Origin of the sequence: Cruoricaptor ignavus, assembly GCF_900141665.1 — a bacterium.
Lineage (GTDB): Bacteria > Bacteroidota > Bacteroidia > Flavobacteriales > Weeksellaceae > Cruoricaptor > Cruoricaptor ignavus.
This window is the reverse complement of sequence record NZ_FQYI01000009.1, coordinates 17,871-39,005: the sequence shown is the minus strand read 5'-3', so window position 1 is coordinate 39,005 and position 21,135 is coordinate 17,871. Positions and strand designations below refer to the sequence as shown.

Below are 21,135 nucleotides of genomic sequence, written 5' to 3'. Positions count from 1 at the left end.
GATAGGAAAACAGCAACAAATTTTTATTCTGATTTTAAACTTTTCGCAAATATTGAACATAATCTGCAACTTTTCTTACAAGGATTTTATGTTCCAAATCCGAAACTACAATTTCGACAATTAAATCATCCAAACCAAGATTTGGCAAAAGTTCCACCCCCTGTAAAGCTAAAAAAGTCAACATTGTGGAAACGGCAGTTCTTTTGTTTCCGTCAACAAAAGCGTGACTTTTAGAAATGGCAACCGCATACCACGCTGCGATTTCAAAAACATCGGTTACATTCTCGTAATAAATGTTCTGCTCAATACGCGATAAAGCACCGGCCAATTTGTTTCTGTCAATACCGACAGCCCCACCTGTTTCAGCAATTATATTATCGTGGATAAGAATGATGGATTCAAGTTCAACGAAAGTCATTATCTGTCTTTCAGTGCTTCAATTTCAGTGCGGTGATCTCGAAGAATCCTTTTTGCGGTATTCAGTATCAGCCTCTGCGTTCCAGGATTTTTCGGATCAAGGTTCATAGGCACCACAGGTTCCGGCGGAAAGGCGCGCTTTTCCCCATCGTAAGTTTCAAGAAACTCACGGAAAGTCGGAATCTTTCTTTCAGGTTTATTCCCTACCTCTTCCATTTTCATTGCTTTGAAGCCTTAAACCTTGAGTATCAAACCTTAACCTTCAATGCTTTCCACCGCCCTGTAAAGGTTTTCCGCAATCGCATCAATTTCGCCCACGCCGTTTACTTCCACATATTTGTTCTGCTCTTTGTAAATATCGGCAACCTCCGCAGTTTTCGCATAATATTCCTTGATTCTGTTGCGGATGATCAGCTCATCGCTGTCGTCTGTTCTCCCGCTTGTTGCGCCACGCTCTATCAGCCTTTCCACCAGTACTTCATCTTCCACGATGAGCGATAGGCACACGGAAATTTCCGCAGCCAGGTGCTGCCGCACGATGTCATCTAGCGCAATGGCCTGCTGCCTTGTCCTCGGAAAGCCATCAAAAATAAAGCCCTGTGTATCAGTAGGTTTCTTCAGTTCATCAATCAGCATATCAATGGTGATGTGGTCCGGCACAAGCTGACCGACATCGATGAAGGATTTCGCCAAAAGCCCAAGCTCCGTTTCGTTGCTCATATTCTCGCGGAAAAGTTCGCCCGTTGAGATTTGCTTCAGGTTAAATTTCTGCACCAGGTTCTTCGCCTGCGTTCCTTTGCCGCTTCCAGGAGGGCCGAAAAGTACGATATTAATCATCTGATAATCAATGGTTTATTGTAAATTAGTCATTTATTTTCCCTTCGGAAAGTTGGTAAAGCTCTGGTAGGTTTCTGCCGAGTTCATCATAATCCAGACCGTAGCCTACCACAAATTTATTCGGGATTTCCCAGCCTACATAGTCCAGTTTGAAATCCTTTTTATAAACTTCCGGCTTCAGCAAAAATGTGGCGAGCTTCACGGATTTTGGCCGCTGTGTCTGCTCGAAATATTTGAACAGGTTTTCCACGGTATTGCCCGTATCCACGATGTCTTCCACGATGATGATGTGCCTGTCCCTGATGTCTTTCGTGAGTTCCATTTTTTGGTAAACGATGCCGGTGGACTGTGTGCCGATGTACGAACTCATCTGTAGGAAGGCGATTTCGCAAGGCCCAGGATAATGCCGTATCAAATCTGAGAAAAACATCACTACGCCGTTCAGAACGCCGATGAATACGGGCGTTTCATCTTTAAAATCTTCAAAAATTCTCAATGCCACATCCTTCACGATATCCTGGATTTCGGCGGAACTGATGAAGGGCACAAAATGCTTGTCGTGAACTTGTATCGCAGCCATCTTCTGAAGATTAGGAAGCAAATTTAGGGAAATAAAAAATGTTGTAATAAAAAAAGGCGAGTTGCCCCGCCTTAAATGTTTTCACAACGGAATAATCCTTATTGTGAATTGCAAATCAGATTTTTCTGTAGCAAATTTATAACATTTTTTTCATATTGACAATTTTATTAAATTAGAGAAAAATTTTAATATGAGCAAAACTATACTTGGACTGGATTTGGGGGTAACTTCAATTGGGTGGGCTTTAATAGAAGTTTGTGAAGAAAAGTTTCCAATACGGATTACCGCAATGGGCTCCCGAATTATTCCTTTAACAACTGATGAAAAAACAGAATTTCAGAGAGGGCAGTCCATCAGCAAAAATCAAAATAGGACGACTAACCGAACACAGCGTAAAGGATATGATAGGAAACAAGACAGAAAAGAAAATCTGAAAAAAATTTTAGAAAACCTAGACATCTTTCCTTCAGAAAATTTAATGAAACTGCCTTCTCTCGAGCTTTGGAAGCTGAGAAGTGATGCTGCAAGCAGCGACAAAATTCTTACTGATGAAGAACTCGGAAGAGTGTTCTATATGATGAATCAAAAAAGGGGGTATAAGTCGGCAAGAAGCGAAGCTAATATGGATAAAAAAGACACTGAATATGTAGCAGATGTAAAGTCCAGGCACGCTCAACTGAAAGAAAGTAATCAAACTATAGGGCAATATTTTTACGGGGAACTTTTGAGAGCTAAAGAAAATTCTGAATATTTCCAAGTAAAAAAGAAAGTATATCCGAGAGAAGCCTACATAGAAGAATTTGACAAAATAATTGAAGTACAGAAGGAGAAGCACAAATTTCTAACAGACGATGTAGTTGATGAAATTAGAAATAAAATTATTTTTTATCAAAGGCATCTGAAATCACAAAAGGGTTTGGTGAGTTTTTGTGATTTTGAACTTGTAAAAAAAGAAGTGATAAATGAAAACGGAAAAATAATAACTAAGATACTTGGACCTAAGATTGCGCCAAAATCATCACCATTAAATCAACTTTGTAAAATTTGGGAAACTGTAAATAATATTTCCTTGAAAATTAAAAATCCGGAGGGCTCAAAATATAAATGGAGTGACTGGACTCCCACATTGGAAAATAAAATTGAAATTGCTAACTATCTAAATACTCACGATTCTTTAACATTTTCAGAACTTTTAAAAATAGTAAATTTAAAGAAGGAAGAAGTTTATACCAACAAGCAAATACTAAAAGGGCTTCAAGGAAATAAAACATTCTCAGCAATTGCAAAAATTTTAGGAGAAAAGCATCCGCTTTTGAATTTTGAAATAGATATAAAGCCACAAGAAAAACAAGCATTTTTAGTAGATAGGAAAACCGGTGAAATTTTAGAAGAGCACGCTTCTTATATAGTCGATGAAAATATTGAAAAAGAGCCATTATATAGACTGTGGCATACAATCTATTCAATCAAAGATTCTGAAGAATGCAAAAACGCGCTGATAAAAAAATTTGGACATTATATTGAGGAGGAAAAGGCAGAAAAACTTTCAAAATTAGACTTCACTAGTTCCGGATATGCAAACAAATCGCACAAAGCAATGCGGAAAATTCTGCCCTATCTTTTGAAAGGATACAATTATTCACAGGCTTGCAGTCTTGCCGGTTACAACCATTCTAACAGTTTAACAAGAGTTGAAAATTCCGAAAGGTTTTTAAAGGACAAGCTTAAACTTCTTAAAAAGAACGAACTTCGGCAGCCGGTTGTTGAAAAAATTCTTAATCAGACGATACACATTGTAAATGCTATAATTGAAAAATACGGAAGGCCTGCAGAGATCAGAGTAGAATTGGCAAGGGAGCTGAAGCAAAGCAAAGATGAAAGAAATGATGCAGACATTCAAATCTCGAAAAATAATAAACTTAATCAGGAAATTGCGAAGAGGTTACAGGAATTAGGATTGCCGAGCACTAAAAAGAACATACAGAAATACAAATTCATATTTCCTGTAAGGGATAAAAAAATAACCGAAGGCAAGGTATTTAATCAGTGTATTTATTGCGGAAAAAGTTTCAGTCTTTCTGATGCGATGCGTGGTGATAATTTTGATATAGACCATATTGTTCCTAAAGCATTGCTGTTTGATGATTCTCAGATGAATAAAGTTTTAGTGCACAGAGAATGCAATGATAATAAGGGCAAGCTTACCGCTTATGATTATATTGCATCAAAAGGCGAAGATGAATTGAAGAAATATTTGGACAGAGTTGACACTTGGTATAACCAAAATATAATTTCTTATGGGAAAATGCTGAGGTTAAAAGTATCGCACAAAGAATACTTAGAAAGGAAAAGTAAAAACAAGCAAACAGAAGCCGATAAAAGACTTTGGGAAAATTTCATCGATAGACAGCTTAGAGAATCTTCCTATATATCAAGAAAAGCAACAGAAATTTTAAAAAATGTGTGCAGAAATGTGAGCACAACAGAAGGCGGTGTAACTGCAAAATTACGAAAACTTTGGGGATGGGATAATGTTTTGATGAATTTAAATATTGAAAAGTATAGGAAACTTGGCCAAACTGAAATTGTAGAATGGACAAGCAATTTCGGAAAAGAGCAGCACAAAGAAGAAAGAATAAAAAATTGGACAAAAAGAGATGATCATAGGCATCACGCTATCGATGCACTTGTTGTTGCTTGTACAAAACAGGGATATATTCAAAGGCTTAACACTTTGAATGCTAGTGATACACGAAATAAAATGCTAAGAGAAATTTCTGACGCTGCAGTTAAGTATAATGAAAGGTTGACATTACTTGAAAACTATTTGATTGCTCAAAAGCCCTTTACAACTAGGGATGTTGAAGAAGCTGCAAGTCAAATTCTTGTATCTTTCAAGACCGGGAAAAAAGTCGCAACGATCAGCAAATACAAAGCGCAGGGCAAAAATAAGTCTATTGGTGTCTTAACGCCGCGGGGAGCTTTACACGAACAGTTTGTTTATGGAAAAATTAAGACTATAGATTCAGACAAGCCATTAAAATTTCTTTTCGAAAATGTAGATCTCATAAAAGATGAAAAAATAAAGACTTTGATTGAAGCGAGAATAGCAAAATACAATGGCGATGGGAAAAAAGCCTTAGCTTCTGTAAAAAAGTCGCCTATTTATGTAGACATTGAGACAAAAAAAACACTTGACAAAGCGGACTGCTATAAGGACGAATATGTTATCAAATATAAAATCCAGGATTTAAAGAAAAAAGACTTACAGTTTATTGTCGATGATAAAATAAGGGCAATTCTTTCTGCTAAGATTGGTGAACATAATGGAAATGAAAAAGAAGCTTTCAAAGAAACAGTGTGGTTCAACAAGGAAAAAGGAATCCCGATAAAGACAGTACGGTGCAGGACAGGTCTTTCAGCAGTGCAACCAGTGAAGCAGGATGGAAACGGTAAAAATATTGGCTTTGCAAAAACAGGCAACAATCATCATATCGCATTGTATTACGATAATGAGCAGAATATTCATCAGCATATATGCAGCTTTTGGCATGCCGTTGAAAGGAAAAAATATAAATTTCCTGTAATTATTAAGAATTCTGCGGAGCTGTGGAATACTGTTTTAGAAGGTGCATATCCAGAAGATTTTTTAAAACAATTACCTGATAACAATCTCACATTAAAATTTTCATTACAGCAAAATGAAATGTTCATTTTAGGTCTAGAAGATGAAGATTTTGAATATGCTATAAGGAATAATGACAATGAGTTAATTAGTGAGCATTTATACTTAACTTGGAGTATTGCCGATAATGACTACTGGTTCAGACATCATTTAGAAACTAAAAATTCTGACCTGAAAAAAATAGAAGGTGCTAAAGAATCCAAAAGATTTTATCGGTTGACAAGTGTTGGCTCTTTCCTAAAACTAAATCCAAAAAAGGTTAAAGTTAATCATTTAGGAGAGATTATAAAAATTGGTGAAAATTAATGCGAATGCTCTACCGCTCTATCTATATCGGCAATCCAGCTTACCTGAAGCTGAAAGATTTTCAGATGAAGATTATTTGCCCCGAAACGAAGGCGGAAAAAGGAAGCGTGCCAATTGAAGACCTCGGTTTGCTAATGCTTGATCATTGGCAAATCACCATATCTCACCAGCTCATCCAGCATTTGATGGGCAATAATGTGGTGGTCATTTCCTGCGATGCATCCCACCTTCCGCACGGCATTATGCTGCCGATGTACGGCCATACAGAACATTCCGAAAGAGTAAAATACCAGCTGGAAGCAAGCGAGCCTTTGAAAAAACAGCTGTGGAAACAAACCGTGGAAGCCAAGATTCAGAATCAGGCAGAGCTTCTGAAAAGGCTGGGAAATTATTACGAGCCGATGCTTGCCTACCGCAGCAGCGTAAAGAGCGGCGATGCTACCAATATGGAAGGCATTGCGGCGCAGCATTACTGGAAGCACCTCATCTCGTATAATTTTCTGCGCCATCGTTTTGGCAGTTCGCCCAACCAGTTTTTCAATTTCGCCTACTCGGTATTACGCAGCATCGTGGCAAGGGCTATCGTGGAAACGGGGCTTTTGCCGGTGCTCGGAATTTTCCACCGAAACAAGTACAATCCCTATTGCCTTGCCGATGATTTGATGGAGCCTTACAGGCCTTTCGCCGATGCATTGGTGATGGACTGGCTCACGAAAAATCCAGAAGGAGAGGAGCTAACGAAGGAATTCAAGGCACACATCTTGAACATCGCAACCAAGGATGTAAGTATAGAAGGTTTAAGAAGGCCACTGATTGTGGCAGTGAAATCCACCGCAACTTCTGTTTACAAATGTTTCACCGCCGAAAAGCGGCTGATTTCCTATCCTGAATTTTGTGCAAATGACTGCCGATGAATTCCGACAGATTCAATGCCTACCGCATTATGTGGGTGCTCGTGTTATATGATTTGCCCGTGGATACGAAGGCCAATATGAAGGCGGCGAACCTTTTCCGGAAAAGGCTTGTGGACGATGGCTTTGCGCTGTTTCAGTTCTCGATGTACATACGGCATTGCCCAAGCAGGGAAAATGCGGAGGTGCACATCAGGAGGGTAAAATCCATTCTGCCGAAAGCAGGGAAGGTGGCGATACTCTGCATTACGGACAAGCAGTTTGGCGACATTGAAATTTTTGAATCCAGGAAGGAAGAACTTCCGCCGCCCACATATCAGCAGCTGGAATTATTCTGAAAATTTCAATTCTAAAAACAAAAGCAACCCGCTGATTTTTAGCGGGTTATCTTTTGAGGTTGTGAATAATCACAAAAATAAAAAATCTGAAAGCAATTCACAACTGTTTTTACTTAGTTCCGGAGTGTTCTCCAGTTGTGAATAATCACAAAAATAAAAAATCTGAAAGCATTACTAACAATATAATCCGTAACTCAGAAAAAAATTATTAGGAACATTTTTTCTACTTTAGCCGGGAAAAAGCATTAATTTTAAGCAAATGAATAACCCGAAAAATCCAATCACCCAGCTCTTCGGGATTCGCTATCCCATCATTCAGGGGGGGATGATTTGGCATTCCGGATGGCGTTTGGCTTCCGCGGTTTCAAACTGCGGCGGTCTCGGTTTGCTTGGCGCTGGAAGTATGTATCCCGATATTTTGCGGGAAAATATTCAGAAATGCAAGAAGGCTACGGATAAGCCTTTCGGCGTGAATGTGCCGATGCTTTACCCAAACCTTGAGGAAATCATCCAGATTATTTTGGAAGAAGGCGTGAAAATCGTGTTCACTTCTGCAGGAAACCCGAAAACTTACACGGAAACATTGAAGAAGGAAGGGCTGAAAGTAGCCCACGCAGTTTCATCCACAAAATTTGCGCTGAAGTGCGAAGAAGCCGGTGTAGATGCGATTGTTGCCGAAGGCTTTGAAGCGGGCGGGCACAATGGCAGGGATGAAACCACCACGCTTTGCCTGATACCGAATGTGCGGCGCAATGTTTCCACACCGCTGATTGCAGCAGGCGGAATTGCAACTGGTGCACAGATGAAAGCGGTGATGATGCTGGGTGCTGATGCCGTGCAAATCGGTTCGCGTTTTGCGGCGACTGATGAAGCGAGCGCGCACGATAATTGGAAGCAGAAAATTACCGAGATTGGTGAAGGCGATACATTCCTCACACTGAAGGAATTAGCACCAGTTCGGCTGGTAAAAAATCAGTTTTTCAGTGAGCTGGAAGAAATTTACAACAGCGGAAGAAATGCGGAAATCCTTCGCGAAAAACTGGGAAGGGCAAGGGCAAAGCGCGGAATGTTCGAGGGCGATTTGGAAAACGGCGAGCTTGAAATAGGGCAGGTTTCAGCATTGATAGATGAAATTTTGCCTGTGGAAAAAGTATTCGAAAATCTGCTGAGAGAATTTCGAGAAACCGAAGATATTTCCATCTGATGGAAGACCGCGCATTGCTGGATTTGATTGAAGCGGCGAAGAATAAAGATCGCAAAGCGCAGACGAAACTCATCAACCAGTATTGGCTACCGGTTTTTTCTTTTGTGCTGAACAAGGTGCAGGATGAAACCTTGGCAGATGAAATTACCGTAGCGGTTTTTTCAAAAGTTCTCAACAAACTGGATCTTTATGATCCAAATTTTCATTTTAAAACCTGGATTCTTACGATTGCGCAAAATTCCGTAATTGATTTTTGGCGAAAGCAAAACCGCAATCAGAATGAAGAGAGCTTCAGTGATTTGAACGGCATCAAAAACGATTTTGCGCGCTCACCGGAAGAGCTTTTAATTTCCGATGAAGAGCAGGAAAGAATTTTGCGTGCCGTGGAAAGTTTGGATGCTAATTACCAGGAAATCATTAGGTTACGGTTTTATGATGAGAAAAGCATCAAGGAAATCGCTGAAGAATTGGGCATCTCCGTTTCCAACACGAAAGTTCGGATAATGCGCGGGAAAAAAATCCTGAGCGATTTGCTGAGAAGTTCCGAGGAAATTTAGCATAAAAAAACCGCCAGTCTTCGGCGGTTTATTTTTCATTTTTACCAGATTTTCACGCGGTCTTCAGGTTTCCGGTAGAGCTTGTCGCCAGGCTTAATGTCGAAAGCTTTGTAAAAAGCATCGATGTTGGTAAGCGGCGCAAAAGCCCTGTAATAGCCTGGTGAATGCGGATCCGTCTTCACCTGATTTACCACATATTGGTCGGTAGATTTGGTGCGCCAAACCGTAGCCCAGCTCATAAAAAATCTCTGATCCTGGGTAAAGCCATTGATTTTCCCAGGGTTGCCGTGGTCCTTCAGGTAAAGCTGCAGGGCATCGTACGCAACGCTTGCACCACCCAAATCGCCAATGTTTTCGCCACTCGTAAATTTCCCGTTGATGAAGCTGCCTTTCACCGGCTCATATTTGCTGAACTGCTCTGCCAGTGCTTCTACCTTGGCATCAAAGTTTTTCCGGTCGGTATCTGTCCACCAGTTATTCAAATTTCCGTCGCCATCAAACCGTGAACCGCCGTCATCAAAGCCGTGCGAAATTTCGTGCCCAATTACCGCGCCAATTCCACCGAAATTCACGGCAGGATCTGCCTTGAAATTGAAGAACGGCGGCTGAAGAATAGCGGCAGGGAAAACAATTTCATTATAACTGCTTGAGTAGTAAGCGTTTACAGTTTGCGGCGTCATACCCCATTCGGTTTTGTCCACTGGTTTTCCTACCTTGTCCAGCTTGCGCTGATAATGCCAGCGCGAAATATTTTCCATATTGTCATAAAGGCTTGCACCGTCTTTCGGCGAATTGATGGTAAGCGCAGAATAATCCTTCCATTTGTCTGGATATGCCACTTTCACCGTAAATTTCGAGAGCTTTTCCAGCGCCTTAGTTTTCGTTTCGGGCGACATCCAGTCCAGTTCCTTTATGTGCATTTCGTAGCTCTTCATCAGGTAGCTTATCAGTTCTTCCATTTTTTCCTTGGCTTCCGCAGGGAAGTACTGTTCCACATAAAGTTTCCCGAAAGCTTCGCCCAAAGAGCCGTTCACCATCGAAAGCGCCCGCTTATTCATCGCCCGTTGCTCTTTCTGGCCCTGTAGATATTTCGCGTAGAAATTAAAATTCACATCGTCCGTTCTCTTGTCCAGGTAACTTGCATTGCTCGCCAAAAGCCTGTATTTCATATAGTTTTTCATCAATGGCAGATTCTGCTGATTGATGAACTGGTCAAGGTTTTGGTAATATTTCAGCTCACCGATTATCACCCTGTCCGTTTGAACGCCCACTGTTTTCAGATATTTTGGCAGATTGACATTTTTAGCCAAAGTCCCAAGCTCTGCCACAGTTTTCGGATTGTAGCGCCTGTTGGCATCACGGCCTTCTTCCAAAGTAAGCAGGCTTTTCGCCATTCTTTTTTCAAAATCTACGATTTGCTTTGCAGCATTGGCATCGCTAATCTGCAGAATATCAAGCATTTGCCCTACAAATTTCTGATATTCGGCCAGCGTTTTAGCATTAGCCTCATTCTCTTTTTGGTAATAATCTTTACCTAAACCAAGGCTCGGCCCACCAAGATAAACGGCGTTCATATTGGAATCTTTCATATCCGCCGAAGCGTACCAATTGTAGAACGGATTATCGCCAGTCAATGTCGCTTTGTTGATATATGATTGAAATTCAGCAAGATTCTTGATGTTGTCGATTTCCGCTAACTGATTTCTCAGCGGAGAAATTCCAAGAGCGTTGCGCTTATTCAAATCCATATAGGTGGCATACAGATCTTGAATTTTTTGGCCTTCGCTACCCTTCGCATAAGTTTTGGAATTGATGTCTTCCAAAATCTTAAGTGATTGATTGTCAGTATTTTCCCTAAGTTCGTTGAAGGAACCCCAACTTGATTTATCTGCCGGAATTTCCGCCTGCTTATACCAACCGCCGTTTACAAACGAAAAGAAATCATCCTGCGGACGAACGCTTCTGTCCATATATTCCAAGTTCAGCCCAACATCCTGAATGTTTTCATTTGATTGATTTTCAGCGTGTTCCGCTTTTGAAATTTTAGTATTTTGGTTGGTAGCGCAGGAATTCAGCGCCAGCATTCCGGAAAAAGCCAGTGCAGCCATCGAAAGTTTTTTCATCTCAAAATCATTTTAACTTCCAAAGTTAGTAAAAAGAGACAAGAGCCAAGTAAAAGGCAAAAGAAAAGTAAATGTTGTCACGCTGGGCTAGTCCAAGCGTCACAGTTTTTAAAACGCAACGCTCTGTATTTCAGTGTTTTAATAAAAAATAATCACCGTGCCGCTGTGTTTTATTTTTCGCAGAAAATCCTTTTGTAACTCACTGATTCTCAGTGTTTTTAACAGATTAAACTAAAAATATGCCGTGCCGTTGTGTTTAAATAAAATCTTACCGATTTTTACCAAGCGTCAAAATTTCCACTAAATCCTGCAGGGTTTTTTGCGCTACGAATGCCATAAAATCTTTCCGTTCATAGTGCGGCAGGAAAAGTTTTTTAGTGATTTCAAAATCCTTCACCCTGATGGAATAAAAAACCGTCCCGATTTCGTTGCCGTCCTCATCGCTCATCGGGCCTGCAACACCTGTTGTTGAAATCGCAATATCGGTGTCAAAAATTTGGCGGCAGCCTTCGCTCATTTCCTGCGCAACCTGCTGAGAAACAACGCTGTAGGTGTCAATCGTTTGCTGACTGACTTTTAAAATCTCAACTTTTTTCGCGGTTTCGTACGCCACAATTCCGCCCTTGAAAAATGGTGAAATCCCAGGAATACTTGTGATTAATTTCGCAATTTCGCCGCCTGTGCAGCTTTCCGCCGTGGAAAGCGTGAGCCCTGAATTGAAAACTGCCGTCGCAAAAATTTCCGTGATGCTTTCGCCATTCCAGGAAATTACATTTTCAGAAATCAGCGGGTGAAGTTTTTCCACTTCATCGCTTATTTGCGTTTTTACTTCGCGTCCATTTTCTCCTAAGCCTGTGATTTTCAGCTTGATGCGATTGCCAATCGGTAAGTAAGAAAGGCTGAGATTTTTGGGCAAAGCCAATTCCCAAGCTTCGATTTTTTCTGCCAGCAAACTTTCGGGAATGTTCACAAGTGTAAGCGTTCGGGAAATGATGAAGTTCAGCTGATGCTCGTTTTTCAGGTGTGGAATAATTTTGGTGCGCATCAAAGCCTTCATTTCAGAAGGAATTCCCGGAAGGCAAATCGCAGTTTTACCATCTTTCTGCATCAGCAGGGAAGGCGCTGTGCCGTAGTCATTTAGAAAAATGTGCGCAGATTTCGGAATTTCGGCTTGCGGTCTGTTCAGTTCGAGCAAATGTTCGCGGTTTCTTTGCTTGAAAATTTGGCGGAGATTTTCGAAAGTGGCTTCATCGAAAACTAGTTCATCACCGAAAAATTCGACAAAAGCCATCTTGGTTTTGTCGTCTCTTGTAGGGCCAAGTCCACCGGTTGTGATGATGAGGTCATTCTTTTGAAAGCCTTGCTGCAAAGCATTTTTGATGACTTCCATATCATCGGAAATCGTGCGGATTTCAGAAACTGCGATGCCGATGGATTTCAGCTTCTGCGCTATAAAATTCGAGTTGGTATCCACGGTGCTTCCGGAGAGAATCTCATCGCCGATGCTTAGGATGCAAGCCTTCATCATATTTTTGGAATGTAGGACTAAGTTAGCGAAAATTTATAATTTTGTATTTAGAAGGTTATGAAGTTTTGAGGTGGCAATTAATTCTTCGGTTAATTTTACTGTCAATTTTAACCCATTAACCTCAGCGAAAAAAATCAATTAAAAAACTGTTCGGAATTTCTGATGACGGAGAATGTGACGGAAAATGCGGTGCAGAAACCGAAGTGGATTCGCGTGAAACTTCCCACGGGAAAAAATTACCGCGAACTGCGAAGCCTGGTGGATAAATACAAGCTGAACACGATTTGCCAAAGCGGAAGCTGCCCAAATATGGGGGAATGCTGGGGCGAAGGCACGGCTACATTTATGATTCTGGGGAACATCTGCACCAGGAGCTGCGGTTTCTGCGGCGTGAAAACTGGAAGGCCGTTGGATGTGAACTGGGATGAGCCGGAGAAAGTAGCCCGCTCGATAAAGCTGATGAAGATAAAGCACGCGGTGCTGACTTCCGTGGACAGGGATGACCTGAAGGATATGGGCTCGATTCTTTGGGCGGAAACTGTAAATGCCGTGCGGAGAATTTCGCCGGGAACTACGATGGAAACGCTGATACCGGATTTCCAGGGCATACATAAGCATCTGGATAGAGTGGTGGAAGTGGCACCGGAAGTGATTTCGCACAATATGGAAACCGTGAAGAGACTGACGCGTGAAGTGCGGATTCAGGCAAAATATGAGCGAAGCCTGGAAGTGCTGAAGTACCTGAAAAGCGCAGGGCAACGCCGCACGAAAACCGGCGTGATGCTGGGTCTTGGCGAAGAAAAACACGAGGTTTTCCAAACGATAGAGGACATCCGCAGTGCTGATGTGGATGTGATAACGCTGGGGCAATACCTGCAACCTACGAAGAAACATCTACCGGTGAAGAAGTTCATAACGCCTGAAGAGTTCGATGAATACGGAGATTTCGCGAGAAGCCTTGGCTTCAGACACGTGGAAAGTTCACCTTTGGTGAGAAGTTCTTACCACGCTGAGAAACATATACATTAGTTCAATGTTTTAGGTTTAAAGTTTTAAAAAACCGCGCTGAGAATTTCAGCGCGGCGTTTTTATTTTACAATTTTCATCTCATCGAGAAGCCATTTCGAATCAGCAAATTTATCCACGATGAAGAGAATGTACTTGGTATCCACCATTATGTTCCGGCTAAATTTCGGATCATAGTTGATGTCACTCATCGTGCCTTCCCACTGTCTGTCGAAATTTAAACCAATCAAATTTCCGTAGGCATCAAGTGCCGGGCTTCCGGAATTTCCGCCGGTTGTATGGTTGGTAGCGGTAAATGCCAGCGGAACATCGCCGGTTTTATCCTTATAGATTCCGAAATCCTTACGGTTGTAAAGGTCGATAAGTTTTGCCGGCACATCAAATTCATAATCGCCCGGGATGTACTTTTCCATCACACCAGACAAATGCGTTTGGTAGTTGTAATGCACGGCATCGCGCGGATTTGAACCCTTCACCTGACCATAGGTAACGCGCAAAGTGGAATTAGCATCCGGGAAGAACTGCCGCTCTTTATCTGTCGCCATTTGCTCAGCCATAAATTTTTTCTGAAGTGCATCTATCTCGTTTTGCAGTGCGGCAAATTTCAGCTCGGTGGTTTGTAAATAATTATTCTTAATTTCTGCCGAAAGCTTAATCAGCGGGTCGTTTTGCAGATTTTGCAGCAGGGAAGGGTTCGCTAAAAATTTATCCAAATCTGCCGTTGCAGAAATGCCGTTCAGCGAAGTTCTTCCGGTAATTAGCGAGTTTTTAGACATTTCTTCAATCGCCTGAAGATTGCGGTTTTCATCCTTGTACTGTGCAAAATTTTGCGGCAAGAACTGCTGCGGAATTTGGTTGGCATACAGCGCCAGAAGTTTCGCCGTAACCTTGGCATCCAGCTCTGCATCGTAGTTTCGGTAGATTCTTTTAAGCCGGCTCTTCAGGTTGTTCAGCGTTTCTGCATCCAACTTTCCGCTTTGCGAAAGATTGAGATAAGTGCTGTAAAGATCAGCAATCGCCAAAGTTTCGGCATTGCGCAAAAGCTCACCGTAATAGGCGCGGTGCAAGGCGTAGGGTGCCTGTTCGTTGTATGCCTTGTTCAGCCCGTCAATCGTGGTTTTCATTGCCGGATTTTTGGAAATCAATTTCTGCTCGTAAACCAATTTCTTCCCAACTGCGTTTGATTTCTTCAGGCCTTCTGCTTCGCCAATCCACTTTTTCCAGTAGTTGGCTACGGATGCATATTTCGAAGCGTATTTAATTCTCGTGGCATCGTCCGCCCGCATTTTTTCGTTCAGCGTTTTCAGCGCCACATCCCGTACGGAAATCATCGCAGGGTTTATTTCCGTCATTATCTTCTGCACCGCAATTGCCGGCAGGTATTCCTGCGTTCTTCCTGGGAAGCCGAAAACGAAGGTGAAGTCGTCCTCGTTTTTATCCTTGATGGAAACCGGCAGAAAATGCTTCGGCACATATGGCACATTATCCTTGCTGAATTCCGCAGGCTTGTTGTTCTTATCGGCGTAGATTCGGAAGAATGCAAAATCGCCGGTATGCCTTGGCCAAACCCAGTTATCCGTATCACTGCCGAACTTTCCGATGCTTTCCGGTGGTGCACCTACGAGCCTTACATCCTTGAAAGTTTCTATGATGTAGGCGTAATATTTATTGCCGTAGTACATCGGCTTCACGGAAACCTTTTGGTACGGCTCGGTTCTGAAAGATTGCGAAACGCGCTGGATATTAGCGTTAATTTCATTTTCCGTCAAATTTGTAGTCGGCAGAATTTGCGCTGTCACATCAATGATATCCACGATGAAATCCACTATTACGCCAGGGTTTGGCAATTCGCCCGCCATATTTTTCGCCCAGAAACCGTTTCGCAAATAATCATTCTGAACGGATGAATGCGACTGAATTTGGCCGTAACCGCAGTGATGATTGGTGAGCAGAAGGCCCTTCGGCGATACAATTTCCGCCGTGCATCCACCGTTGAACTGCACCACTGCATCCTTTATCGAAGGCTTGTCCCGGCTGAAGATGTCCTTCGCCGAAATTTTCATGCCAAGCTGCTTCATTTCCTTTTCATTCAGTTCGGTGGGAATCCACATCCCGCCGTATTGCTGCGCGAAAGCAAGCGCCGCCGCAAAAATGGCCGGTGCGGAAAACCATTTCATTTTCGTCATAAAATTCAATTTTGCATAAAAATACGGAATAATTTTTGAAGCATAATTCCCACAAAAATTTTACCCAAAAAATTGGAACTTCACCATCAGATTCTCTACCTGCTTTTGCTCGCGATTCCGGTAGCCTGCGTTTCCTGGACGGTAACTAATGAACGGATTTTCCAAGAGTTTCGCGAGAAATGCCAATACCGCTCGGAAAACTGTGACAACCTGCCCGGCAAACTTTTTTATTATTTGCCTACCTGCCATTATTGTTTCAGCCATTATGTTGCGATTTTTTTCTTAATTTTAACGAAGTTTAAAATGCTCACCGAAAATTGGACGGGATACCTGATTTCAGGCTTTGCAGTGGTTTTCGTGGCAAATTTTTACATCACGGTATATGCCATTTTACGGCAAATGCTGAAGGTGGAAAGACTGGAAGGCAACCTGAAAGATAATGAATGGCGCGAAGTAAAGGAAGAAATTAACGATTAAAATTTATAATAAAATGGAAAACGAAGAAAGGAAATTGCAAGAATACGGCTACGATGATTATAAAATCGTAACGAATTTCGCAAATTTTGAAGAAGCTGAAAATTATGCCAGAGAGAAAAACGGCGAGCTGATTGAGGTGGGCTTCACTGATGGTTCGGACAATCCTATGCCGAACGACCACGCTAAACTTATCGAAAACCGCAAGGTTTTCCGTGTAGCGCTGGACCCTGAGTACGATGTGATATATTCCGACGAAGAAGGCTTCCAGGAAAGGGCGCAGGACTTGTTGGAAGATATGAAAAAATTGGAAAACGATGTGGCGCCGGAAGATTGGCTTGCCGACCAGAACATTGCAACTGGCGACAGAATTATGATTTTCAAAGACGGCGAAATCAATACGATTACCACGCGTGAAAGAATTAAGTTTTTGATGCGTGGCGATCTTTACGAACTTGCGGTGAAGGTGAACGATCCTGAACTTAGCGAATAACGCAAAACCGTTGAAACTGCCGGGCTTTCCGGCAGTTTTTACTTCAGCAAATCCAGGAATTGCTGTTCATCCAGAATTTCCACTGTCCCTATTTCCTGCGCCTTTTTCAGTTTGCTGCCCGCTTTTTCGCCGGCCACTAAATAATTCAGGTTTTTGGAAACCGCGGAAATATTCTTGCCGCCGTGCCTTTCCACCATTTCTTCCGCCTGCTCTCTCGTGAAAAGCGAAAGCTTTCCGGTGAATAGAAAAGTTTTCCCGGCTAAAACATCGCTTATCGTATCTGTTTGATTTTCAGTTTTTTGTAATTGAACGCCGTATTGTTTCAGCCGTTCAACCATCAGTAAATTTTCCGGCTGTTCAAACCAGGCAATGATGCTCAGCGCAATTTTTTCGCCGATGTCATCTACCTGGGTTAATTCATCAAGTGAAGCACTTTTCAGCTCATCGATTGATGGGAAATTCTTCGCCAGTTTTTTTGCCACCGTTTCACCGATATGCCTGATTCCCAGTGCAAAAAGCACTTTTTCATAAGGAATTTCTTTCGATTTCTCGATGCCGTTAATGATATTCTGCGCTGATTTTTCCGCCATTCTTTCCAGCGGCAAAAGTTGCTCTTTCGTTAATGCGTAGAAATCCGCCGGATTCTCTATCAGCTTTTCGCGGTTCAGCTGTTGGATGGTTTCCTGTCCCAAACTTTCAATGTTCATCGCTTTCCGCGAAACAAAGTGGATCATTTTCCCGACGACTTGTGGCGGACAATGCGCTTCGTTCGGGCAGAAGTGTATTGCCTGTTCTTCAATTTTTACAAGTTCCGTTCCACATTCTGGACAATGCGTAATGTATTGAATTTCAGAACTTTGCGTATCTCTTTTTTCTAAATTTATGCCAGTGATTTTTGGGATAATTTCGCCGCCTTTTTCCACGAACACAAAATCATTTGCGTGCAAGCCAAGTTTTTTGATGATGTCTTCGTTGTGCAATGAAGCCCGCTTTACCACGGTTCCTGCCAGCAAAACCGGCTTCAGGTTGGCCACCGGTGTTATGGCGCCGGTTCGCCCAACTTGGTAGGAAACGCTCAGCAGTTCGGTTTCTGCTTTTTCCGCCTTGAATTTGTACGCCATTGCCCATCGTGGTGATTTTGCGGTGTAGCCCAACTGTTGCTGTTGCTTTAACGAATTGACTTTCAATACGATACCATCAATTTCAAAGGGTAATTTATGGCGTTCTTCATCCCAAAAATTGATGAAATCTTTCACATCCTGCAGCGTTCTGCAAAGCCTGGAATTTTCCGAAATCGAAACACCCCAGGATTTTGCTTTCTGCAGAATTTCCCAATGCGTTTCCGCAGGAAAATCTTCGCCAATAAATTGATAAAAAACCGCTGATAGCCGGCGTTTCCGTACTTCCGAAGAATCCTGAAGTTTCAGGCTTCCGGACGCTGTGTTCCGCGGATTCATATAAAGGTCAAGGCCATCTTCAGCGCGCTGAGCATTGATGCGGTCAAAGTTTTTTCGGCTCAGGAAAATTTCGCCACGCATAAAAAACCGCTGCGGAAAATCGCCGGTAAGTTTCAGCGGCACATCTTGAATTGTGCGCACATTTCCGGTAATTTCATCGCCTTGGAAACCGTCACCTCTTGTCACAGCTTCGCTCAGGATTCCGTTTTCGTACAGCAGCGAAATGGAAGCGCCGTCATATTTCAGCTCTGCCACAAATTCCACAGGCTCATCCAAAGTGCGCATTATGCGGCGTTCCCAATCTTCTAAGTCGTTGAAATCGTAGGAGTTATCCAGCGAATACATTCTATATTGATGCCGAACGGTCGGGAAGTTTTTCGTGATTTCGCCGCCAACACGAAACGTAGGCGAATTGGCATCGTAAAATTCTGGGTGCTGCTGTTCCAGCGTTTGCAGCTCCTTCAGTTTGGCGTCGAACTCAAAATCCGAAATCGTGGGCTCATCCAACACATAATAACTGTAGTTGTGCTGCTGCAGTTCTTCCCTTAGGCTTTCGATTTTCTGCTGAATTTCCGCGGACATCCGATTTTGTTTTGAACAAAAATAAGGTTTTTAGCCAAGCAATAAATCATCGGCGGCAGAATATAATCGTATAAATATAGATTGATACAAAAATATAATTATATAATAATTCAAAATAAAAAACCGGAACTTTCGTCCGGCTTTTTGCAGATTTTAAAGCGTTTTTTCGCGTTCCCAATAGCGGTGTTTTTTCACAGCATTCAGGAAGTTCTCCAAGTCATCTTTCAAAATCGCTTCATCATTTTTAATGATGGTTTTGTCTATAAATTTCTGAGCATCAGCATCATAGCCTATCGCTTTACAATGCTTGAACGCATCGTTTGCAAATTCACTGGCATTCTTTTCATTCAGCAAAAACTTCACATTTTTCTCGCCGCCAATCACATAAAGCGCATCAAACAAAACCGATGCAGAATTGAAATAAGTGAATTCCTTGTTCTCGATTTCGCTGCCGTCATCAGCTTTTATCATACCAAGCATTGGTGCAACTGTCGCACATTTTCCGCCTTCTTTTTCAATGGCAGATTTCACTTTGTCGAAGGATTTTCTGTCAAAACCATCGCTGATGAACACGGCAATTTTCCGCGATTTCATCGTGTCTTTCGCAGTATTCGCCATACTCAGCGCTTCAGACTTGGATACAGATGGTTCTTTAATAACGCTTGCAGCATCCTCTGCGGTTTCATCTGCATTCCGCACAAAATTCTCTACCGGTTTGGCTTCTTTCGGTTCATCGATGCCGAGTTTTTTCGCCACATATTGAGCAAGATCGAGATCGATGTTGGTAAGCATCTGCACCACTCTTTCCCGAATTTCCGGCGTTTTCACTTTGGAAAGTTCAAACGAAAGTGCATCCTTAATGTGCTGCTGCTCGTACTCTGCCTGGCTGTTGTAGAAAAGTTTCGCCTGGCTGTAGTGATCCAGGAAGCTTTTGCTCCTTGCGCGGACCTTGTGCGCATCCACTCTCTCTCCGTGGGATACGAAACCGCCCTGAGTCGCCATTGCTAGGAATGGGCAGCCCCCGCCCGTGGAGTTCGGGGTGTAGGATGCTTTCCCTTTGTGGATAAAATGCTGAGACGCACCCTCGCGCAGCGTATTTTGTACCTGCTCCAGGGGCCGATTGATAGGCAGCTGTTGGTGGTTTACGCCAAGTCGGTACATCTGCGTGTCCGAGTAGGAGAACAGCCTTCCCTGCAGCAGCGGATCGTCGGAGAAGTCGATTCCTGGTACGATGTTGCCTGGGTGAAATGCCGATTGCTCTACCTCCGCGAAGAAGTTTGTCGGGTTTTTCGTCAAAGTCATTCTCCCGATGATCTCTACCGGCACCAGTTCTTCAGGGATCAGCTTGGTAGGGTCGAGGATGTCGAAATCAAATTTGTGCTCATCCTCCTGCGGGATGATCTGCACGCCGAAATCCCATTCTGGAAAATCGCCGTCTTCTATCGCCTGCCAAAGGTCTTCACGGTGGAAGTCGCTGTTCTTCCCGCTGATTTTCTGCGCCTCGTCCCAGGCTACGGAATGCACGCCCAGCACGGGCTTCCAGTGGAATTTCACGAAATGCGCCTTGCCTTCTTTATTTACAAGTTTAAAGGTGTGCACCCCGAAGCCTTCCATCATCCGCAGGCTGCGCGGAATGGCGCGGTCGCTCATAGTCCACATTATCATATGTGCCGTCTCGGGGGAAAGCGATACGAAATCCCAGAAAGTATCGTGTGCGGAGGCAGCCTGCGGCATCTGATTGTCCTGCTCCGGCTTTACGGCGTGCACCACATCGGGAAACTTCATCGCATCCTGAATGAAGAACACGGGGATGTTGTTTCCTACAAGGTCAAAATTCCCCTGCTGAGTGTAAAATTTTACGGAAAAACCCCGAACATCCCTCGGAAGATCTGTGGAGCCGCGGAAGCCCGCCACCGTGGAAAGCCGCACGAACACTGGGGTTTCCTTGCCAACGCCGTTTAAGAAATCTGCGCTGGAGTATTGGCTCATATCCTTTGTAAGCCTGAAAACGCCGTGCGCACCGCTTGCTCTGGCGTGCACTACGCGCTCTGGAATACGCTCCCTGTCGAAATGTGCGAGTTTTTCGCGGAAGATGAAATCCTCTATCAAAGACGGACCACGCTCACCAAGTTTTAGTGTATTATGGCTGTCATTTACCGGAACTCCGGTGTTTGTGGTAAAGGTTTTCCCTTGTTGATTAATGGTTTCGTGCTGCAGGTCATCGGTCTTTGCAGTCGGTTTCTCGTGGTTTTTCATTTGGGTAAAAATATTTTAACCAAAGATAAAGAGAAACGCCGCCGCAAAAATCCATCGGTGAAAATTTATTCAAATATGGAAGGGTTCTAAATAGCAAGTCTCGGCTGTGCGGCTTTCGAAAATTTTCACTGCGTTTTTGCGTGCAGATGTGTGCCATCTTTTTTCCGTAATTTTG

General features: G+C 42.9%; 17 protein-coding genes. 8 read left to right on the top strand and 9 right to left on the bottom strand.

The features are described 5' to 3' along the window. Positions 1-34 precede the first annotated feature (34 nt). The 4 genes from BUB43_RS09135 to hpt are packed head-to-tail and all read right to left on the bottom strand — an operon-like array spanning position 35 to position 1,834. Positions 35-418: a type II toxin-antitoxin system death-on-curing family toxin gene (locus tag BUB43_RS09135; protein WP_073180415.1), complete on the bottom strand. Its 384-nt coding sequence runs from the start codon at positions 416-418 to the stop codon at positions 35-37. Continuing rightward, entirely contained in the window at positions 418-639 is a 222-nt protein-coding gene (locus BUB43_RS09130) for a hypothetical protein (RefSeq protein WP_073180413.1), read from the bottom strand. Before BUB43_RS09130 ends, BUB43_RS09135 begins: the two co-directional genes overlap by 1 nt. Positions 640-672: 33 nt before the next feature. Continuing rightward, positions 673-1,254 (bottom strand): adenylate kinase, encoded by a 582-nt coding sequence (locus tag BUB43_RS09125; protein WP_073180411.1) that lies wholly within the window; start codon positions 1,252-1,254, stop codon positions 673-675. 25 nt (positions 1,255-1,279) lie between these two features. Then, positions 1,280-1,834, bottom strand: coding sequence for a hypoxanthine phosphoribosyltransferase (gene hpt / locus BUB43_RS09120; RefSeq protein WP_073180409.1), 555 nt, complete (start codon positions 1,832-1,834; stop codon positions 1,280-1,282). A gap of 190 nt (positions 1,835-2,024) precedes the next feature. Here hpt and cas9 point away from each other — a divergent pair, with 190 nt between their 5' ends. The 5 genes from cas9 (at position 2,025) to BUB43_RS09095 (ending at position 8,835) form a co-directional block, all read left to right on the top strand. Beyond that, on the top strand, positions 2,025-5,825 hold the full coding sequence (gene cas9 / locus BUB43_RS09115) for a type II CRISPR RNA-guided endonuclease Cas9 (RefSeq protein WP_073180407.1): 3,801 nt from the start codon (positions 2,025-2,027) through the stop codon (positions 5,823-5,825). A gap of 5 nt (positions 5,826-5,830) precedes the next feature. Beyond that, the gene (gene cas1, locus BUB43_RS09110; RefSeq protein WP_073180480.1) at positions 5,831-6,739 is read left to right on the top strand and encodes a type II CRISPR-associated endonuclease Cas1; all 909 of its coding nucleotides are present in this window, start codon (positions 5,831-5,833) and stop codon (positions 6,737-6,739) included. Next, the gene (gene cas2, locus BUB43_RS09105) at positions 6,736-7,074 is read left to right on the top strand and encodes a CRISPR-associated endonuclease Cas2 (RefSeq protein WP_073180405.1); all 339 of its coding nucleotides are present in this window, start codon (positions 6,736-6,738) and stop codon (positions 7,072-7,074) included. The genes cas1 and cas2 overlap by 4 nt, the downstream gene beginning before the upstream one ends. 259 nt (positions 7,075-7,333) lie before the next feature. Then, positions 7,334-8,278 (top strand): NAD(P)H-dependent flavin oxidoreductase, encoded by a 945-nt coding sequence (locus BUB43_RS09100; RefSeq protein WP_073180403.1) that lies wholly within the window; start codon positions 7,334-7,336, stop codon positions 8,276-8,278. Beyond that, entirely contained in the window at positions 8,278-8,835 is a 558-nt protein-coding gene (locus BUB43_RS09095) for an RNA polymerase sigma factor (RefSeq protein ID WP_073180402.1), read from the top strand. Before BUB43_RS09100 ends, BUB43_RS09095 begins: the two co-directional genes overlap by 1 nt. 41 nt (positions 8,836-8,876) lie before the next feature. Here the strand turns inward: BUB43_RS09095 and BUB43_RS09090 are convergent, their stop codons facing one another. Then, positions 8,877-10,958, bottom strand: coding sequence for a M13 family metallopeptidase (locus BUB43_RS09090; RefSeq protein ID WP_073180400.1), 2,082 nt, complete (start codon positions 10,956-10,958; stop codon positions 8,877-8,879). A 268-nt stretch (positions 10,959-11,226) separates the two neighbouring features. Further along, on the bottom strand, positions 11,227-12,486 hold the full coding sequence (locus BUB43_RS09085; protein ID WP_073180398.1) for a CinA family nicotinamide mononucleotide deamidase-related protein: 1,260 nt from the start codon (positions 12,484-12,486) through the stop codon (positions 11,227-11,229). Between the two features lie 162 nt (positions 12,487-12,648). Between BUB43_RS09085 and lipA the strand changes: the two genes are divergently transcribed. Continuing rightward, complete coding sequence (gene lipA, locus BUB43_RS09080) at positions 12,649-13,515, top strand: lipoyl synthase (protein ID WP_073180396.1); 867 nt, start codon at positions 12,649-12,651, stop codon at positions 13,513-13,515. Positions 13,516-13,574: 59 nt separating this feature from the next. On the opposite strand, the gene BUB43_RS09075 is transcribed toward lipA, so the two are convergent. Next, positions 13,575-15,698, bottom strand: coding sequence for a S46 family peptidase (locus BUB43_RS09075; RefSeq protein ID WP_073180394.1), 2,124 nt, complete (start codon positions 15,696-15,698; stop codon positions 13,575-13,577). A 72-nt stretch (positions 15,699-15,770) separates the two neighbouring features. On the opposite strand from BUB43_RS09075, the gene BUB43_RS09070 reads away from it, so the two are divergent. Both BUB43_RS09070 and BUB43_RS09065 read left to right on the top strand, forming a co-directional pair. After that, a complete protein-coding gene (locus BUB43_RS09070) occupies positions 15,771-16,175 on the top strand; it encodes a hypothetical protein (RefSeq protein WP_073180392.1) in 405 nt (134 codons plus the stop codon). A gap of 13 nt (positions 16,176-16,188) precedes the next feature. Next, positions 16,189-16,665 carry a hypothetical protein gene (locus BUB43_RS09065; protein ID WP_073180390.1) on the top strand — a complete coding sequence of 159 codons (477 nt, stop codon included), beginning with the start codon at positions 16,189-16,191 and terminating at the stop codon, positions 16,663-16,665. Positions 16,666-16,703: 38 nt separating this feature from the next. On the opposite strand, the gene ligA is transcribed toward BUB43_RS09065, so the two are convergent. Both ligA and BUB43_RS09055 read right to left on the bottom strand, forming a co-directional pair. Further along, positions 16,704-18,704: an NAD-dependent DNA ligase LigA gene (gene ligA, locus BUB43_RS09060; RefSeq protein WP_073180388.1), complete on the bottom strand. Its 2,001-nt coding sequence runs from the start codon at positions 18,702-18,704 to the stop codon at positions 16,704-16,706. Positions 18,705-18,857: 153 nt separating this feature from the next. Next, positions 18,858-20,960 (bottom strand): catalase, encoded by a 2,103-nt coding sequence (locus BUB43_RS09055; protein ID WP_073180386.1) that lies wholly within the window; start codon positions 20,958-20,960, stop codon positions 18,858-18,860. Between the last annotated feature and the right edge of the window lie 175 nt (positions 20,961-21,135).

What these genes read in the sequence shown, in the direction of transcription:
- lipA (WP_073180396.1), top strand. Translation starts at nt 12,649, where the DNA reads ATGACGGAGAATGTGACGGAAAATGCGGTGCAGAAACCGAAGTGGATT.
- cas1 (WP_073180480.1), top strand. Translation starts at nt 5,831, where the DNA reads ATGCTCTACCGCTCTATCTATATCGGCAATCCAGCTTACCTGAAGCTG.
- BUB43_RS09090 (WP_073180400.1), bottom strand. Translation starts at nt 10,958, where the DNA reads ATGAAAAAACTTTCGATGGCTGCACTGGCTTTTTCCGGAATGCTGGCG.
- ligA (WP_073180388.1), bottom strand. Translation starts at nt 18,704, where the DNA reads ATGTCCGCGGAAATTCAGCAGAAAATCGAAAGCCTAAGGGAAGAACTG.
- BUB43_RS09065 (WP_073180390.1), top strand. Translation starts at nt 16,189, where the DNA reads ATGGAAAACGAAGAAAGGAAATTGCAAGAATACGGCTACGATGATTAT.
- BUB43_RS09055 (WP_073180386.1), bottom strand. Translation starts at nt 20,960, where the DNA reads ATGAAAAACCACGAGAAACCGACTGCAAAGACCGATGACCTGCAGCAC.
- BUB43_RS09125 (WP_073180411.1), bottom strand. Translation starts at nt 1,254, where the DNA reads ATGATTAATATCGTACTTTTCGGCCCTCCTGGAAGCGGCAAAGGAACG.
- BUB43_RS09135 (WP_073180415.1), bottom strand. Translation starts at nt 418, where the DNA reads ATGACTTTCGTTGAACTTGAATCCATCATTCTTATCCACGATAATATA.
- hpt (WP_073180409.1), bottom strand. Translation starts at nt 1,834, where the DNA reads ATGGCTGCGATACAAGTTCACGACAAGCATTTTGTGCCCTTCATCAGT.
- cas2 (WP_073180405.1), top strand. Translation starts at nt 6,736, where the DNA reads ATGAATTCCGACAGATTCAATGCCTACCGCATTATGTGGGTGCTCGTG.
- cas9 (WP_073180407.1), top strand. Translation starts at nt 2,025, where the DNA reads ATGAGCAAAACTATACTTGGACTGGATTTGGGGGTAACTTCAATTGGG.
- BUB43_RS09075 (WP_073180394.1), bottom strand. Translation starts at nt 15,698, where the DNA reads ATGACGAAAATGAAATGGTTTTCCGCACCGGCCATTTTTGCGGCGGCG.
- BUB43_RS09100 (WP_073180403.1), top strand. Translation starts at nt 7,334, where the DNA reads ATGAATAACCCGAAAAATCCAATCACCCAGCTCTTCGGGATTCGCTAT.
- BUB43_RS09130 (WP_073180413.1), bottom strand. Translation starts at nt 639, where the DNA reads ATGAAAATGGAAGAGGTAGGGAATAAACCTGAAAGAAAGATTCCGACT.
- BUB43_RS09095 (WP_073180402.1), top strand. Translation starts at nt 8,278, where the DNA reads ATGGAAGACCGCGCATTGCTGGATTTGATTGAAGCGGCGAAGAATAAA.
- BUB43_RS09085 (WP_073180398.1), bottom strand. Translation starts at nt 12,486, where the DNA reads ATGATGAAGGCTTGCATCCTAAGCATCGGCGATGAGATTCTCTCCGGA.